This window comes from Comamonas sp. A23 (assembly GCF_004522605.1).
In the GTDB taxonomy this organism is placed as follows: Bacteria; Pseudomonadota; Gammaproteobacteria; order Burkholderiales; family Burkholderiaceae_C; genus Comamonas; species Comamonas thiooxydans.
Genome location: NZ_RSDT01000002.1, coordinates 722,483 through 739,364, shown reverse-complemented (window position 1 = coordinate 739,364; position 16,882 = coordinate 722,483). Strand labels below are relative to the sequence as shown.

The 16,882-nt window shown below is 62.8% G+C and carries 15 protein-coding genes; 10 read left to right on the top strand and 5 right to left on the bottom strand.

Translation table 11 applies throughout. From position 1 onward, the window contains the following. Positions 1–18: 18 nt before the first annotated feature. The 4 genes from EIC84_RS07820 to EIC84_RS07805 all read right to left on the bottom strand — a co-directional run bounded on the left by EIC84_RS07820 (position 19) and on the right by EIC84_RS07805 (position 3,725). Positions 19–1,314 (bottom strand): TRAP transporter large permease, encoded by a 1,296-nt coding sequence (locus tag EIC84_RS07820; protein ID WP_003061766.1) that lies wholly within the window; start codon positions 1,312–1,314, stop codon positions 19–21. Continuing rightward, on the bottom strand, positions 1,307–1,813 hold the full coding sequence (locus EIC84_RS07815; RefSeq protein WP_003061770.1) for a TRAP transporter small permease: 507 nt from the start codon (positions 1,811–1,813) through the stop codon (positions 1,307–1,309). The genes EIC84_RS07820 and EIC84_RS07815 overlap by 8 nt, the downstream gene beginning before the upstream one ends. Positions 1,814–1,892: 79 nt before the next feature. Continuing rightward, positions 1,893–2,876, bottom strand: a complete 984-nt coding sequence (locus tag EIC84_RS07810; RefSeq protein WP_003061772.1) for a TRAP transporter substrate-binding protein — start codon at positions 2,874–2,876, stop codon at positions 1,893–1,895. A gap of 171 nt (positions 2,877–3,047) precedes the next feature. Continuing rightward, on the bottom strand, positions 3,048–3,725 hold the full coding sequence (locus EIC84_RS07805; RefSeq protein WP_003061773.1) for a GntR family transcriptional regulator: 678 nt from the start codon (positions 3,723–3,725) through the stop codon (positions 3,048–3,050). Positions 3,726–4,018: 293 nt separating this feature from the next. Here EIC84_RS07805 and EIC84_RS07800 point away from each other — a divergent pair, with 293 nt between their 5' ends. The 6 genes from EIC84_RS07800 (at position 4,019) to EIC84_RS07775 (ending at position 10,651) form a co-directional block, all read left to right on the top strand. Beyond that, positions 4,019–4,738 (top strand): DUF969 domain-containing protein, encoded by a 720-nt coding sequence (locus tag EIC84_RS07800; RefSeq protein WP_003061775.1) that lies wholly within the window; start codon positions 4,019–4,021, stop codon positions 4,736–4,738. Next, the gene (locus EIC84_RS07795; protein WP_003061777.1) at positions 4,735–5,688 is read left to right on the top strand and encodes a DUF979 domain-containing protein; all 954 of its coding nucleotides are present in this window, start codon (positions 4,735–4,737) and stop codon (positions 5,686–5,688) included. Before EIC84_RS07800 ends, EIC84_RS07795 begins: the two co-directional genes overlap by 4 nt. A gap of 12 nt (positions 5,689–5,700) precedes the next feature. Beyond that, positions 5,701–6,363 carry a pyroglutamyl-peptidase I gene (gene pcp / locus EIC84_RS07790; protein ID WP_003061779.1) on the top strand — a complete coding sequence of 221 codons (663 nt, stop codon included), beginning with the start codon at positions 5,701–5,703 and terminating at the stop codon, positions 6,361–6,363. A 20-nt stretch (positions 6,364–6,383) separates the two neighbouring features. Continuing rightward, the gene (locus EIC84_RS07785) at positions 6,384–7,151 is read left to right on the top strand and encodes a LamB/YcsF family protein (RefSeq protein WP_003061781.1); all 768 of its coding nucleotides are present in this window, start codon (positions 6,384–6,386) and stop codon (positions 7,149–7,151) included. A gap of 5 nt (positions 7,152–7,156) precedes the next feature. Further along, on the top strand, positions 7,157–8,779 hold the full coding sequence (locus EIC84_RS07780) for an urea amidolyase family protein (RefSeq protein ID WP_034361288.1): 1,623 nt from the start codon (positions 7,157–7,159) through the stop codon (positions 8,777–8,779). A gap of 147 nt (positions 8,780–8,926) precedes the next feature. Continuing rightward, on the top strand, positions 8,927–10,651 hold the full coding sequence (locus EIC84_RS07775; protein ID WP_034361360.1) for a biotin carboxylase N-terminal domain-containing protein: 1,725 nt from the start codon (positions 8,927–8,929) through the stop codon (positions 10,649–10,651). Positions 10,652–10,701: 50 nt separating this feature from the next. Here EIC84_RS07775 and EIC84_RS07770 read toward each other — a convergent pair whose 3' ends face one another. Further along, the gene (locus EIC84_RS07770; protein ID WP_003061787.1) at positions 10,702–11,355 is read right to left on the bottom strand and encodes a TetR/AcrR family transcriptional regulator; all 654 of its coding nucleotides are present in this window, start codon (positions 11,353–11,355) and stop codon (positions 10,702–10,704) included. Positions 11,356–11,599: 244 nt separating this feature from the next. On the opposite strand from EIC84_RS07770, the gene EIC84_RS07765 reads away from it, so the two are divergent. The 4 genes from EIC84_RS07765 to EIC84_RS07750 all read left to right on the top strand — a co-directional run bounded on the left by EIC84_RS07765 (position 11,600) and on the right by EIC84_RS07750 (position 16,840). Further along, positions 11,600–12,481 (top strand): TauD/TfdA family dioxygenase, encoded by an 882-nt coding sequence (locus tag EIC84_RS07765; protein ID WP_003061789.1) that lies wholly within the window; start codon positions 11,600–11,602, stop codon positions 12,479–12,481. Further along, positions 12,463–13,233 carry a class II aldolase/adducin family protein gene (locus tag EIC84_RS07760; protein ID WP_034361290.1) on the top strand — a complete coding sequence of 257 codons (771 nt, stop codon included), beginning with the start codon at positions 12,463–12,465 and terminating at the stop codon, positions 13,231–13,233. The genes EIC84_RS07765 and EIC84_RS07760 overlap by 19 nt, the downstream gene beginning before the upstream one ends. 69 nt (positions 13,234–13,302) lie before the next feature. After that, complete coding sequence (locus EIC84_RS07755; protein WP_003061792.1) at positions 13,303–14,253, top strand: 2-hydroxyacid dehydrogenase; 951 nt, start codon at positions 13,303–13,305, stop codon at positions 14,251–14,253. A gap of 103 nt (positions 14,254–14,356) precedes the next feature. Further along, complete coding sequence (locus EIC84_RS07750; RefSeq protein WP_003061794.1) at positions 14,357–16,840, top strand: heavy metal translocating P-type ATPase; 2,484 nt, start codon at positions 14,357–14,359, stop codon at positions 16,838–16,840. Positions 16,841–16,882: the final 42 nt, after the last annotated feature.

Here is a 16,882-nt window from a genome sequence, read left to right as displayed (position 1 = left end):
CATGCAGAGCGATTTTGCTTACATATTATTGGGCAGCACGGTCACGATCTGCGGGAAGAACCACAGTATGACCAGTGCCAGCACCATCAGCAGGAAGTAGGGTGCGCAGACGCGGGCCAGATAGGTGATCTGCTTGCCCGTCATGCCCTGCAGCACGAACAGGTTGAAGCCCACCGGTGGCGTGATCTGAGCGGTCTCCACTGTGATCACGAGGAAGATGCCGAACCACAGGGGGTCTATGCCTGCGGCCTGGATGATGGGCAGAACCACGCCGGAGGTCAGCACAATGGTGGAGATGCCGTCCAGAAAGCAGCCGATGAGAATGTAGAACAGGCCCAGTACCGCAATCAGCATGGCGGGCGACAGGTTCAGGCTGCCCACGTATTCAGCCAGCTGGCGTGGCAGTCCGATATAGCCCATGGACAAGGTCATGAAGGCTGCACCGGCGAGGATCAGCGCAATCATGCAGTAAAGCCGGGTGGCTCCGAACAGCGATTCCTTGAAGTTCTTCCAGCTCAGTGCACCTTGCAGGGCCGACAGAATCAGCGCTCCCATCACGCCTATGCCGGCAGCTTCGGTCGCCGTGGCAATGCCGCTGTAGATGCTGGCAATCACGCCCGAGATCAGCAGCACGACGGGGATCAGGTGGCGCGACTCGTAGACTTTCTGCTTGAAGCTCATGGTGCTGTCGGCCTTGGGCACCTTGTCCGGGTTCATCAGGGCCCAGACCACGATCCAGCCGCTGAACATCAGTGCCAGCATGATGCCTGGCAGCACGCCTGCCATGAAGAGCTTGGAGATTGACAGCTCGGCCGACACGCCGTAGACGATCAAGATGATGGAGGGCGGGATCAGCAGACCCAGTGTGGCGGGGCCACCCAGCGAACCGATCACCATGTTCTCGGGATAGCCGCGTTTGCGCAGCTCGGGCACATTCATCTTGCCCACGGTGGCGCAGGTGGCGGCCGAGGAGCCGGACACCGCCGCAAAAATCGTGCAGCCGATGACATTGGTGTGCAGCAGGCGGCCCGGCAGCGCATTGACCCAGGGCGCCAGACCGCGAAACATGCTCTCGGACAGATTGGTGCGGTAGAGAATCTCGCCCATCCAGACAAACAGTGGCAAAGCCGTCAAGGTCCAGCTGCTGGCAGAGCCCCAGATGGTCATGGCCATGGCATCGCCTGCTGCGCGCGCGGTGAAGAATTCCATGCCGAACCAGGCAACACCCGCCAGCGTCAGTCCGACCCAGACGCCGCCGCCAAGCAGGACCAGCAGCACCACAATCAGTGCAATGCTTGCGGTGATTTCATTCATGAGGGGTTCCCTCCTTCTCTACCGCCTTGCGTTTGCCCAGCAGCTCCAGCACCAGTTCGTCACAGAACGCGATGAAGAAAACAATCGTGCCCAGAGCCATGAAAATCTGCGGAATCCACAGCGGTGTGGCGTCGATGCCCACGGAGATGTCTTCGATCTCCCAGGACTGCCATACCAGACGCGTGGAATAGAAAGCCAGAAAGGCCGAAAGAATGGTGGCGACGCCAAGGGCGGTCAATTCCAGCGCCTTGTAGGCCTTGCCCTTGAGCGCGCCCAGCAGCAGGGTGACGCGGATATGTTCACCTTTCTTCAAGGTGCTGGCCAGAGCCATGAAGCCGGCTCCGGCCATGGCGTAGCCTGCGTAGGCATCGGTGCCCGGGGCGCTGAAGCCAAAGAGTCGGCTGGTGATGGTCAGCAGCACCATCGCCAGCACGCCGATCATGGCGATGCCGGCAAGCCAGGCACTGCCGTCATATAGGCCGTTGAGTAACTTGCGCATGCTTGTCTTCCTGAGAGGATGAGGTCATCGGCCGCCCGCCCCGGATGCCGGGGTCGGGCGAGCCGATGCAATCTGCGCCTTACTTGCCAGCCTTGTAGCCGTCGAGAATGGCCTGGCCGTCAGCGCCGGCCTTGTCCGTCCATTCCTTGATCACGGTCGCACCGATCTTGCCCAGGTCGGTCTTGAGCTGGGCAGAGGGCTGCTCGACCTGCATGCCGCCTTGCTTGAGGGCGGCAATCGAGCGTGCATCCACTTCCCTGGACTCTTTCCAGCCGCGCTGCTCGGCGGCGGCAGCGGCCTTGAGCACGGCCTCCTGCGTGCTCTTGTCCAGCGCGCCAAAGGCCTTCTTGCTCACGGTCACGGCATTCTTGGGAATCCAGGCCTGCACGTTGTAGTAGTACTTCAGGCTTTCAAACAGCTTGTTGTCGGCACCGGTTGCGCTGGAGGTGATCAGGCCATCCACCACGCCGGTCGCCAGAGCCTGGGACAGCTCGGCCTCCTGCACGGTCACGGGCTGGGCGCCAATCAGTTCGCCAATACGGGCGGTAGTGGGGGAGTACACGCGCCACTTCATGCCCTTGAGATCGGCCGCGGAGTTGACGGGCTTTTTGGTGTAGATCCCCTGGGGAGGCCAGGCCACGGAATACAGCAGTACCTGCCCCTGCTTGTCCAGCAGCTTTTGCAGCGCGGGTTTCTGAGCCTGATAGAGCTTGTAGGCATCGTCATAGTTGCTCACCAGGAACGGGAGTCCGTCGACACCGAAGATCTGCGACTCATTCTGAAAGCTCACCAGAAAGAATTCGCCCATCTGTGCATTGCCGGTCTGCACGGCACGCTTGATTTCGGGCATCTTGAACAGCGACGCACCAAAGTGCGGCGTGATCTTGAGCTTGCCGCCCGTGGCAGCATCCACATCCTTCACAAACAGTTCGTTGTTCTTGGAGTGAAAGTTTCCAGGCCCGTATGCGGTGGCGAAATCCCACTTGGTTTGTGCCATTGCATGACCGGCAATGCCGATGCCGGCGAGCAAGGTTGCGGTGGCGCAGAAAATGCGACGCTTCATGAGAACTCCTCGGATAAGAGATGCGGACGAATGAACTCAGGCAAGAGTTGTGCCAAAAGTAGCATTTGTCTCAACAAACATCCATGAGGGATTTCAACGAGTTTCAAAGAAACGTAGGGTGTTTTATTGCTTTGTTTCTATTGAAAATGATATTTTGTTGAACAAGATTCCTCAAGGGGCCTTGATCCCCGCCTCTGCCAGACGCCGGGCATAGGCGGCCAGAATGATGCGTTCGGAATGCACCAGGTAGGCGCTGAGCTCCTGTGCCGCCTCCGCAGGCCTGCCGGATTCGAAGATCTGCAGAATCTTCAGATTCATGCCCACATAGGGTGCATGCAGAAAATGCGGGTCGCGCAGCAGGCCGAAGGCCAGGCGCAGCTCCGCCAGCAGATGCGAGAACATCTCGTTGAGGCGTTCGCTGTCGGCCAGGGCCACGATGGCTTTGTGAAACGCCATGTTGGCTGTGCCCACCTCGGACCAGTCCTCGGCCTCGCTGTGCCGCTGGCCGCTTTCCACGGCCTCGCGCATCCGCGTCAGCGCCGGGTGCATGGGGTAAGCCTGTGCAAGGGCCTGACACTCGATCATGCGCCGCACGCGATAGATGTCGATGATGGACGCCATGCTGGGCACGGCCACCGATACGCCCTTGTTGGGCTCGTGTACCAGCAGACCTTCCTTGGTCAGCATGCGGAACACCTCGCGCAAGGTGTTGCGCGAAATATCCAGCGCTTCGCTGAGTGCCGCTTCGGACAGTCGCTGGCCCGGGCTCAGCACGCCCTTGACCAGCTGGCTGCGTATTTCTTCGGCGATGCGTTCGGTCAGGTTCTGGACCTCTGCTGCGACTTTCATGGCGTTCCCTTTTGGCTGTCGCCAGAGTGTAGCCATCGTTCTGTTGACTCAGAGAAGTCCCAAAGAGTGGTGCAACCTAGGGTTTGCTCTATTACAAAGTCTATTTGTTCTGCAAACAATTTCATTTGTGGAATCAATCTAAATAGATTGTTCAACAATATGAGGAATGAAGCAGGTCTGAAGCAGAGCTGCCCGGCCTTCCTCAAAAGAGCTGGGCGGGGTTGCCGATAGCGTTCCCGTCTTTGGTAGAGCCCGCCGCGCAGCGGATCAGGGCGTGATTTCCGGAGGCTTCCATGCCTGTAGACGTAAACCTGTGGCCGCTGATCGGCGTGCTCATCATCATTGCCGGCTTCGCGCTGCGCTTTAATCCCATGCTGGTGGTCATCGTGACCGCCATCGGCACAGCCTTTGCGGCGGGCTTTCCGCTGGACAAGGTTCTGGCCGCCATCGGGACCGGCTTCATCAAGACCCGCAATCTGCCACTCATCATCTTGCTGCCGCTGGCCGTGATCGGCCTGCTGGAGCGCCATGGCCTGCGTCAGCATGCGCAGAACTGGATCAGCTCCATCAAGTCGGCCACAGCCGGCCGTCTGCTGATCGTCTACCTGGCAGCGCGTCAGCTCACGGCAGCCATCGGCCTGACCAGCCTCGGCGGGCATCCCCAGATGGTGCGTCCGCTGCTGGCTCCCATGGCCGAAGGCGCGACGGAAAACCGCTACGGCAAGCTGTCGGGCAAGGTGCGCGAGAAGCTGCGCGCCATGTCGGCTGCCACGGACAACGTGGGCCTGTTCTTTGGTGAAGACATCTTTGTGGCCTTCGGCGCGATCGTGCTGATGACCACCTTCCTCAAGGAGGCCGGTATCGAGGTCGAGCCGATTCATGTCGCGCTGTGGGGCATTCCCACGGCCATCTCGGCCTTTGCAATCCATGCCTTCCGCCTGCATCGCCTGGACAAGCAGCTGGCGCGTGAAATTGCTGCGGAAAAGAAATCTGCCCAGGGAGAACAGGCATGACCATCACCATTCAATATCTGTACTACCTCGTCGGCCTGGTGCTGGCGGTGACGGCCGTGATGACGCTGCGCGATGGCAGCAATCCGCGCCGTTTCTCGGCGGGCCTGTTCTGGGCGCTGTATGCGCTGGTGTTCCTCGTCGGTGATCTGCTGCCGCCCGTATGGGTGGGGGCGGTGGCGGTCGTCATGGCCCTGATTGCGGGCTTCGGCGGCGTGATGGGTGGCAAGCATCAGCCGCGCACCGATGCGCAATACCTGGAAAGCGCCAAGCGCCTGGGCAACAGGCTGTTCGTGCCGGCGCTGGCCATCCCGCTGATCACCATGGTGGGCACGCTGTCGGCCAAGTATCTGGTCTTTGGCGGTACTCCCCTGATCGACCCCAAGAACAGCACGCTGGTCAGTCTGGGCATAGGCTGCGTGATTGCGCTGGTGCTGGCCTGCAAGATGACACGCGAGACCCCGGTGCAGGGCCTGCGCGAGTCGCACCGCCTGATCGATGCGCTGGGCTGGGCCCTGGTGCTGCCGCAGATGCTGGGCATGCTGGGTCTGGTGTTCTCGGATGCCGGCGTGGGCAAGGCCGTGGCCTATGTGACCACCACCTACATCAACATGGATGTGCGCTTTGTGGCCGTGGCCGTGTACGTGATCGGCATGGCGCTGTTCACCGTCATCATGGGCAATGGCTTTGCAGCCTTTCCGGTGATGACGGGTGGTGTGGGCGTGCCTGTGCTGGTTGGCGTCTACCATGGTGACCCGGCCGTGATGGCGGCAGTCGGCATGTTGTCGGGCTACTGCGGCACCTTGCTCACACCCATGGCGGCCAACTTCAACCTGGTGCCCGCAGCACTGCTGGAAATTGACAAAAATGCCGTCATCCGTGCGCAGGTTCCCACGGCCATCACCTTGCTGATCGTCAATGTGTTCCTGCTCAACTTCCTGATGTTCCGTTAAGAGAGAGTTGCCATGACTGAGGCTGCCCACCGAATCCTGCTGACCGGCTTCGAGCCCTTCGACAAAGACAGCGTCAACCCCTCGTGGGAAGTGGCGCGCGCGCTGGACGGCGAGCTGATTGCTGATGGCGTGGTGCATGCCGTGCAACTGCCCTGCGTGTTCGGCGCGGCCATGGTTGCGCTCGACGAGGCGCTGGCCAGGCTGCAGCCCACGTTGATCATCAGCCTCGGACTGGCCGGCGGGCGCAGCGAAATCACGCCCGAGCGCGTGGCCATCAATATCGACGATGCCCGCATTCCGGACAACGCGGGCCATCAGCCCGTCGATCAGTCCGTGGTGCGCGACGCGCCCGCGGCCTACTTCTCGACCCTGCCCATCAAGGCCATGGTGCGCCATCTGCGCGATGTGGGCATTCCGGCTTCGGTATCGAACACGGCGGGCACTTTTGTCTGCAACCATGTGTTCTATGCCCTGATGCACAGGCTGTCTCGCCGTGCGGGCCCCGGCGTGCGCGGCGGCTTTATTCACATACCTGCGCTGCCGCAGCAGGCGGCGCGCCAGCCAGGCATGGCCAGCATGGCGCTGGACACACAGATCCAGGGCATACGTACAGCCATTCATACGGCCATGACGGTGCAGCAGGATTTGCTGGAACACGCAGGTCAGCTGCATTGATGCCGACCGGGAGACGAATGATGAAAATGGATTTGAACAGCGATCTGGGCGAGAGCTTTGGCGCCTGGCGCATGGGCGACGATGCGGCCATGCTGGACATCGTCAGCAGCGCCAATGTGGCCTGCGGCTTTCATGCCGGCGACCCGGCCGGGATGCTGACCACGCTCAGGGCTGCCAAGGCGCGCGGCGTGGTCGTAGGTGCGCATGTGGCCTACCGCGACCTGTCGGGTTTCGGGCGTCGCAACATGGATGTGGCCAGCGGCGATCTGGTGGCCGACGTGATCTACCAGATCGGCGCTCTGCAAGGCCTGGCGCAGGCGGCCGGCACCAGCGTCCAATATGTCAAGCCGCACGGCGCGCTCTACAACACCATTGCCCAGGACAAGCGCCAGGCCATGGATGTGATCAATGCCATCAAGGCCATCAATCCCAAGCTGGTGCTGATGGCTCTGGCAGGTGCGCCCCTGATAGCCTGGGCCCGCGATGCGGGCCTCTGTGTGGTGGCCGAGGCCTTTGCCGATCGCGGATATACGCCCGACGGCGCCCTGGTCTCGCGCCGCGAGCCCGGAGCCGTGCTGCACGACGAAAACCTGATCGCCCAGCGCATGCTGACCCTGGTGCGTGAGGGCGTGATCGAGGCCGTGGACGGCAGCCTGGTGCGCGTGGAGGCAGACTCCATCTGTGTGCACGGCGACAGTCCCGGTGCCGTGGCCATTGCGCGCAACATCCGCCAGCGTTTCGAGCAGGAGGGCGTGCAGATCACCTCCTTTGTGGAAACAGCACCATGAGTTCCATGCGCTTTTTGCCCGTCAACCGCCAGGCCATTCTGGTGGAGCTGGCCGACCTGCAGCAGACGCTGGTGCTGCTGGGTGCCTTGCAGGCCCAGCCCATAGAGGGCGTGCAGGAACTGGTGCCTGCCGCGCGCACCATTCTTGTCCAGTTCGCGCCCCATATCATCGGCGCGGCGCAACTAGTAAGACGCATTGCCGACTGCGATCTCAGCGGCAGCGTGCAGCGCTCGGATGTGCTGGTGCAGATTCCCGTGCGCTATGACGGCGAAGATCTGGCCGAGGTTGCGCAGATACTGGGCATCACAGCCGAGGAAGTGGTGAGCCGCCACACCGGCAGCGAATGGTCGGTGGCCTTCACCGGCTTTGCGCCGGGCTTTGCCTATCTGAGCGGCGGGGATCCCATCTTCAACGTGCCACGCCGTGCCACGCCGCGAACCAAGGTTCCGGCCGGTGCGGTGGCGCTGGCCGGCAGCTTCAGCGCGGTCTATCCACAGGCCAGCCCCGGCGGCTGGCAGATCATTGGCGTCACCGATGCTGCCATGTGGGATCTGGCGCGCGATCTGCCGGCCTTGCTGCAGCCCGGCTACCGCGTGCAGTTTGTCGATGCTGCTACTCAAAAAGTAGCTGCTGGCGATTTCTCTGATTCGATTTCAGATGGAAAAGTATCTGAGACCAAAAGCGAACAGGCGCAAGCAGCTACGAGTTTCAATGGCTGCGCCTTGCGTGTGCGCGCCACGGGTCTGCTCACGCTGTTCCAGGACATGGGTCGCCACGGCCAGGCCGGGCAGGGCGTTTCTGCCTCCGGTGCCATGGATCAGGCGGCGTTCAAGACGGCCAACCGGCTGGTCGGCAATGCCAGCCAGCTGCCGGTGCTGGAGACAGTAGGTGGCGGCCTGTCGCTGCAAAGCGTGGGCGAGAACGTTGTTGCAGTGACGGGCGCGGATGCGCCCATCAGCATCACCACGGCCGACGGACGCCGCTGGTCTGCGCCGCGCCATGCCGCGATTGCGCTGGCCGATGGCGACACGCTGAGCCTTGCCCAACCCGTCGCCGGTGCCCGCTGCTATGTGGCGGTGCGCGGCGGCTATGAGGTGGCGCCCGTGCTGGGCAGCGCTTCGACGGACACCCTGGCCCATGTCGGCCCGCCCGCCCTGCACAGCGGCCAGTTGCTGGCGGTGCAGCCGGCAGTCCATGCCGTGGTGGCCGAGCTGGCCCTGCCTGTGCAGGACCTGCCGGCCCCGGACGGCGAGGTGGTGCTGGATGTGGAGCTGGGTCCGCGCACCGACTGGTTCACGCCCGAGGCCGTGGCCTTGCTGGCCGCCCAGCGCTGGCAGGTCACGCCCCAGTCCAATCGCGTGGGCTTGCGCCTTGCCGGCGAGCAGGCGTTGACGCGCGCCGTGACCAGCGAGCTGCCCAGCGAAGGCACGCCGCTGGGGGCCATCCAGGTCCCCGCCAGCGGCCAGCCCGTGCTGTTTCTGGCCGACCACCCCTTGACCGGTGGCTATCCCGTGATCGGTTGCGTAGCACCCCATCATCTGGACCTTGCGGGGCAGATTCCCGTAGGTGCCTGGATTCGTTTTAACCCCATCCGCGCCTTTGCAGAGCTGGTGCCTGCAAGCGCGTAATGAGGAGTGAGTTGATGAAAAAAGTTCTGATTGCCAACCGTGGCGAAAACTGCTGCGCAGCAGCGGTTTCACCAGATTGCCGGGCCTGCGCAGCAGGCTGCGGCGGTCTCGCATCCCTGTCTTACGCTTTCTGAGGTGGCAACCATGATTACCAAAGTTCTGATTGCCAACCGTGGCGAGATCGCCGTGCGCATCGCGCGAGCCTGCGCCGACTATGGCGTGAAGTCCGTCGCCGTCTATGCCGATGCCGATATCGATGCTCTGCATGTGCGCCGCGCCGATGAAGCCTACGGCCTCGACGGCGACAAGCCCGCCGACACCTATCTGAACATCGCCAAGCTGATTGCGATCGCCAGGCGCTCGGGCGCCGACGCCGTCCATCCCGGCTATGGCTTTCTGTCCGAGAGCGAAGCCTTTGCCCAGGCCGTGCTGGATGCGGGTCTGATCTGGATCGGTCCGCGTCCCGACACCATTGCCAAGCTGGGCGACAAGGTCGAGGCGCGCAAGATTGCGCTGCAGGTCGGAGCGCCGCTGGTGGCTGGCACGCCGGATCCCGTCAAGGATGCCGACGAAGTGCTGGCCTTTGCCCAGCAGCATGGCCTGCCCATCATCATCAAGGCTGCTTTTGGTGGCGGTGGCCGTGGCATGAAGATCGCCTGGCGCATGGACGAAGTGGCCGAGCTGTATGCCTCTGCCGTGCGCGAGGCCGTGACGGCTTTCGGCCGTGGCGAATGCTTTGTGGAGCAGTTCCTCGACAAGCCGCGCCATATCGAGGCACAGGTGATTGCCGACACGCACGGCAATGTGGTGGTGCTGGGCACGCGCGACTGTTCGCTGCAGCGTCGCAACCAGAAGCTGGTGGAAGAAGCGCCGGCACCCTTCATCACCGAGGCGCAGCGTGAACGCATTCACAGTGCGGCGAAGGCTATCTGTGCGCAGGCAGGCTATATCAGCGCCGGAACCGTGGAATTCCTGCTCAGCGGCAATGGCTCCATCTCCTTCCTCGAGGTCAATACCCGCTTGCAGGTCGAGCACACCGTGACCGAGGAAACCACGGGCATCGATCTGGTGCAGGAACAGCTGCGCGTGGCCGACGGTCTGCCGCTGTCCTTCACGCAAACTCCGGCACCACGGGCCCATTCCATCGAGTTCCGCATCAATGCCGAAGATGTGGGGCGCGGCTTTCTGCCCACACCGGGTCTGATCACGCGCTTTGCCCCTCCTTCGGGGCCGGGCGTGCGACTCGATTCGGGCGTCGAAACCGGTTCGGTGATCCCCGGCACGTTCGACTCCATGATGGCCAAGCTCATCGTCACCGGGGCCACGCGTGAGCAGGCCCTGGCCCGCGCCCGACGTGCGCTGGCCGAGTTCCGCATCGAGGGCGTGGCTTCGGTGCTGCCTTTCCACAAGGCCGTGCTGAATCAGGCCGACTTTGTGGGGACTGCTGGTTTCAATGTCCACACCCGCTGGATCGAGACCGAGTTTGCCGAGCCGCTGGCAGCGGCTGCCCGCGCCGAACCTGTGGCCGATACCAGCCTGCTGCGCACCGCCATCGAGATCGACGGCCGCCGCGTGCAACTGGGCCTGCCCGCCATGCTGCTGCAAGGTCTGTCCGCGCCGACGACTGGCGTGTCTCAGTCCGTCACGCAGCAAAGCGTGGACCCTGAGGCGGTCATCTCGCCGATTGCCGGCAATCTGCATGCCTGGAAGGTCGTCGATGGCGACGAGGTCAAGGAAGGCGATGTGATCGCCGTGATGGAAGCCATGAAAATGGAAATGCAGGTCTCGGCCCACAAGAGCGGTCGTGTCACATTGGCCGCACAGGCAGGCTCTGCACAGACCTTGGGTGCCGTGATCGCACATATCCGATAGGCATAGTCAGCCCCGCTCGAAGCGCGACCTCTGTGTCGCGCTTTGTTTTTCTAGCCTCGCTTCACGCAGCTCATAGCCATGGCCACCAGTGCGTCGAGAAACTCGGGTGAGCGGGCCTGCTGCGGCACATCGTGCACGGCACTGTGAATGATCTCGCGCAGGCCCTGGCCCAGCAGATAGGCAGCCAGTGGCAGGTTGTCGGTCTGTACCTGCGAGCCATGCATCTGCAGCAGTGGCAGCCAGGTGGTGTTGATGAATTCCTCCCGGCTGGCCTGCGGTGCATGCCACAGGCCCAGATGCAAGGCCGTGCGATAGCGCGTGTGGAAAGCATGGCTGAGCTGATGCAGCCGCTGCTCGACCCGGATCATGTTCGCAAAGACCTGGCGCAATATGGCTTCGAGCGACAGGCCCTGCAACTGCTCGCGCATCTGGAAAAGCTGCTCGGATTCCTGATCGAGCAGGCGTTCATACACTGCCGCAATCATGGATTCCTTGTTGGGAAAATATTGGTAGATGGAGCCCACGGCAGCGCCCGATACTTCTGCAATGCGATTGACCGTGAGAGCGTCCTCGCCCTCTTTTTCGAGAAGACGCAAACAGGCTTCGGCAATGGCATCGACCAGCGCTCTGGAGCGTGCCTGCACAGGCTGTTTGCGCGGTTGCGGCAACTGGTCCTTGGGGCGTGGGGTGGCGGGCGCTTCCATGAAATGCAAGTCCTGTCTTCGGTTTATCTGTTGGCGCTGATTTTTTCTTTTTCCATCAATGACTTGCGACGTCTTTGAGGGGGCTGGAATGCGAGTGGAAAAACGCACTTCCTCTGCCTAGACTTTGTACCAGGCAGCTCACCATCCTAGCGCTAAGGAGCGGCCCGACAGAGCCTGAGGCAGACGCTGTGGAGGAGACAGAAGCACTGCACTCGGGCAAGACATTGCATAGAGGAGAAAGCCCATGTCATTCCCCATCTCGGTTCGGATTCTCGGCCCGCGCATCGGTGCCGAAGTGCCGCAGCTGGACCTGGCAGACCCGTTGTCTGCGCAAACCTTGCAGGAGTTGGAAGCCGCCCTGCTCAGACATGAAGCACTGGTGCTGCATGTGCCCGATATGACGCCCGACCAGCATCTGGCGATTGCCCGTCATTTTGGCGAAGCCGAAGTCCATACCTTCTATCCCAATCTGGGCCAGGGCTATGAGCAGATCACAGTCATAGACTCCAAGCTCGGCGACCGTGCCGATATGTGGCACCACGACGAGAGCTTTCTGCCCAGTCCGCCCATTGTCACCATGACCCATGCTCGCATCCTGCCGCCCACGGGTGGAGATACCTGCTGGATCAGCATGACCAGTGCCTACGATGCGCTGTCGCCGCAGATGAAGCAGTACCTCGATGGTCTGAGTGCCTGGCATGACATGAACAGCCCCATGACGGCGGCGCTGCAGCATGGCATCTGCACGCATGAGCGCTATGTGGAAGTGGTCGGGCAAAACCGTCGCCAGTTGCACCCCATGGTGCGAGTGCATCCGCTCACGGGGCGCAAGGCGCTCTACGTCAGTCCCACCTATGTCACGCATATAGATGGTCTGCCACAGGCTGAAAGCCGTGCCATCCTGGCCTATCTGCATGCGCACTGCATGCAGGTGGAGTTCCTGTTCAAGCACCGCTGGGCGCTGGGCGATATGGTGATCTGGGACAACCGCAGCGTGGTGCACAACGCCATCATGGACTATGCGCCGCACCAGCGTCGCATGCACCGTGCGTCGGTGTTTGCACGCCAGGGCGTTGCCGCCCGGAAGCACAACGAACAGGAGGCAGCATGCGCCATGACGGACTGAACCGGGAGCTGCTGTCCAGATATGCGCCGCGTCCGGGCCGCAAGCCGCTGCTGCCAGCGCTCGGTGATCGCCAGCAGCTTGCGCTGCTGTGCCGCGTGCTCTCGCGCGAAGGCTATAACGACCATATCGCGGGCCACATCACGCTGCGCCTGGATGACGGCAGCTATCTTGCCAATCCCTGGGAGCTGACCTGGAGCGAGCTGACGGCCTCGGACATCCTGAGGCTGGATGCGCAAGGCCAGGTGATCGAGGGCGACTGGAACATCACTCCGGCCATCCGGCTGCACATGGACGTGCATGAAAAGCGCCACGATGTGCGCGTGGTCATCCACAACCATCCCGAATGGAGCTCGGTCTGGTCGGCCACGGGCAAGGTGCCGCCGGTGTATGACCAGACCTCGGCCCTGGTCGATACCGACCCCGTGGTCTATGACGAATACCGGGGCACGGTGGAGCAGCGCGAGCTGGGCAATGCCGTGGCCAACGCATTGGGCCAGAGCAAATGGGCGCTGCTGGCCAATCATGGTGCGCTGGTGGTGGGCGAGAGCATTCGACAGGCGCATCTGCGTGCCATCACGCTGGAGTGGCGCTGCCGCCTGGCCTGGCGGGTGCAGGCGCTCGGCGGCGGCACCCCCTTGAGCGATGCCGTGATCGAGGCGACCGGAGCGCGCACCGATCTCAACGGCTTTCCCTTCCTCTGGGAGGCCATGTGCCGCGAGGAAATCCGCCGAGACCCCCGCGTGCTGGACTAAGCCCGCTCTGGCTTCCCGCCCGCTGAGAGCGGGAAGCCAGGACTGCATCGATCTGCCGAAAGCTCTCTTATGTCCATTCATGAATCACCGCTCCCGCAGCGTCCCCGGCTGCTGCTGCACACGGCGCTGACGCCAGCCATGCGCGAAAGACTGCAGCTGCAGTTCGAGCTGCTTGACGCGGCTGCGCTTGATAGCTTCCGCAGCAGCTCGCTGTCCGGCCAGGTGCGCGCCATGCTGTGCAATGCGCAGTCCGTCATCGGCAGCGAGCAGTTGCTGCAGTGGCCTGCACTGGAGCTGATCGTGGTCATTGGCGTGGGCATGGACGGCATCGATCTCGACGCAGCAGAGCAGATGGGCATCAAGGTGCGCAACACGCCAGCTATCTCTGCCGAAGATATCGCCGATCACGCGCTGGCTTTGCTGCTGGCTGCCACGCGCGAGATTGTGCAGGCCCATGAGTTTGTGCGACACGGTCGCTGGCTGCGGGGACGGTATCCACCCACCTTGCGTTTTTCGGGGCAGCGCATGGGCATCGTCGGCCTGGGGCGCATCGGCCGTGCTGTGGCTAGGCGCTCGCAGGCCTTTGATATGTCGATTGCCTATACGGGGCGCGCTCCCAAGAACGATGTGCCGTACCGCTGGTGTGACAGTGTGCTGGAGCTGGCCGCAGATGTGGATTTTCTCGTGGTCTGCGCCAGCGGTGGTCCTGCAACCCGAGGCCTGATCGATGCCGAAGTGCTTCAGGCCCTGGGCCCGCAGGGCGTACTGGTGAATGTGGGGCGTGGTTCCATCGTGGATGAACAGGCGCTTCGGCAGGCGTTGCAGGAACGCACGATTGCGGCGGCGGCGCTCGATGTGTTCGTGCATGAGCCGCAAGTGCCCGAAGCCTTGATGACTCTGCCCAATACGGTGCTGACGCCGCACATGGCAAGTTCCACACGGCATGGCCTGCAGGCCATGCTTGCGCAGGCCGAGGCATGTCTGCTGCAGCACTTCGGGCTGCCCGAAATCACAGACTGAACCGCCGCATGTTTGCACCCTTGCTGCAGAGGTTTTTGCCGGGGGGTTGACCTTTACATGATGTCAATCTCTACAGTGGCCTTCAACGTGAATGGAGAACGCGATGAATGCACTGACCAAAAGCGGAGCCTTTGAGCTGTCTGTGGAAGGAATGACCTGCGCATCCTGCGTGGGCCGGGTGGAGCGGGCGCTCAAGAAAGTGCCGGGTGTGCAGGAGGCCGTGGTCAATCTGGCCACGGAAAAAGCCAGCCTCACCGTGGCCGATCCGGCGCAGGCTGCGGCCATCCTGCCGCAAGCCGTGGCGGCGATTGAAAAAGCAGGCTATGCGGTACCTGCGCAAAGCGTGGATTTGCAGGTGGGCGGCATGACCTGTGCGTCCTGTGTGGGCCGCGTGGAGCGTGCGCTCAAGAAAGTGCCCGGTGTCCAGAACGCCGTGGTGAATCTTGCGACCGAGCGTGCCAGCGTGCAACTGCAGGGCAGCGTGGATGTGAGCAGCTTGATTGCGGCGATCGAAAAGGCCGGCTATGAAGCGCAACCCGTGCTGCACAACGTTGCCGCAACCGGTGAGGACGCCGCAGCCCAGCGCCAGGCGCAGGAGCGCGAGTCGCTCAAGCGCTCGCTGATCTTTGCGACCGTGTTCGCACTGCCCGTGTTTCTGCTGGAAATGGGCGGTCACATGGTGCCCGCATTTCACCACTGGATTGCGGGCAGCATCGGCACGCAGAACAGCTGGTACATCCAGTTTGCGCTGACGGCCGTGGTGCTGTTCGGGCCGGGCCGGCGCTTTTTCGAGAAAGGCGTGCCCGCCCTGCTGCGCGCTGCGCCCGATATGAATTCGCTGGTCGCGGTGGGCACCTCGGCGGCATTCGCTTATTCGGTAGTCGCGACCTTTGTGCCGCAATGGCTGCCCGCAGGCACGGTGAATGTGTACTTCGAAGCTGCGGCCGTCATCGTCGCGCTGATCCTGCTGGGCCGTTTTCTGGAGGCGCGTGCCAAGGGCAATACCTCGGAGGCCATTCGCCGCCTGGTGCAGTTGCAGGCCAAGACCGCGCGCGTGCGCAAGGGAAGCCTGGTGCAGGAAATCGACATTGCCCAGGTGCGCGCCGGCGACCTGATCGAAGTGCGGCCGGGCGAGCGTATTCCCGTAGATGGCCTGGTCATCGAAGGCCGCAGCTTTGTCGACGAATCCATGATCAGCGGCGAGCCCGTGCCGGTCGAGAAGGCCGAGGGCGCCGAAGTGGTGGGCGGCACGGTCAATCAGAATGGCGCGCTGGCTTTCAGAGCCACCAAGGTGGGCGCCGATACGCTGCTGGCGCAGATCATCCGCATGGTGGAGCAGGCCCAGGGCAGCAAGCTGCCGATCCAGGCGCTGGTGGACAAGATCACCATGTGGTTTGTGCCGGCCGTGATGGCGGCGGCCCTGCTGACTTTTGTGATCTGGCTGATCTGGGGTCCCGATCCCGCGCTGAGCTTTGCCCTGGTCAATGCCGTGGCCGTGCTCATCATTGCCTGCCCCTGCGCCATGGGGCTGGCCACGCCGACTTCCATCATGGTGGGAACCGGGCGTGCCGCGCAAATGGGAGTGTTGCTGCGCAAGGGCGAGGCACTGCAGCAGCTCAAGGATGCCAGGGTGGTGGCGGTGGACAAGACCGGCACGCTGACCCGTGGCCGTCCCGAACTCACCGACCTGGTGCTGGCCGATGGTTTTGAACGTGCCGCCGTGCTGGCGCAGGTGGCTGCCGTGGAAGATCGCAGCGAGCATCCGATTGCACGCGCCATTGTCGATGCAGCCAAGGCCGAGGGGCTGGAGGTCCCGGCCATCAGCGACTTCGCATCGGTGACCGGTTTCGGCGTGCGTGCCCTGGTGCTGGGCGACCAGGTGGAGATTGGTGCCGACCGGTTCATGCGCGAACTTGGCCTGAGCGTTGACGGCTTTGCGGCCGAGGCCGAGCGCCTGGGCAGCGAAGGCAAGACGCCGCTGTATGCGGCCATCGGCGGCAAGGTGGCGGCCATGATTGCCGTGGCTGATCCGATCAAGTCCACCACCAAGCCGGCGATCGATGCCTTGCATGCGCTGGGCCTGAAGGTGGCCATGATTACCGGCGACAACCGCCACACGGCCGAGGCGATCGCCAGGCAGCTGGGCATTGATGAGGTGGTGGCAGAAGTGCTGCCCGGCGGCAAGGTCGAGAGCGTGAAGCGCCTCAAGGCCGAGCATGGCACGCTGGCCTATGTGGGCGACGGCATCAACGACGCGCCAGCCCTGGCCGAAGCCGATGTGGGCATTGCCATAGGCACGGGCACCGATATCGCCATCGAGGCGGCCGATGTGGTGCTGATGTCGGGCGATCTCTCGGGCGTGCCGAATGCAATCGCGCTGTCCAAGGCCACCATGAAGAACATTGGCGAGAACCTGTTCTGGGCCTTTGCCTACAACGTGGCGCTGATACCGGTGGCGGCAGGTCTGCTCTATCCGTTCAACGGCATGTTGCTGTCACCGGTGTTTGCGGCCGGAGCCATGGCACTTTCCAGCGTATTCGTGCTCTCCAACGCGCTGCGGCTCAAGCGCTTCAAACCGGCTCTCTGAAAAGAGGGCATGGGGTGGGCGCCGGAAGATGTTCTGACGCTT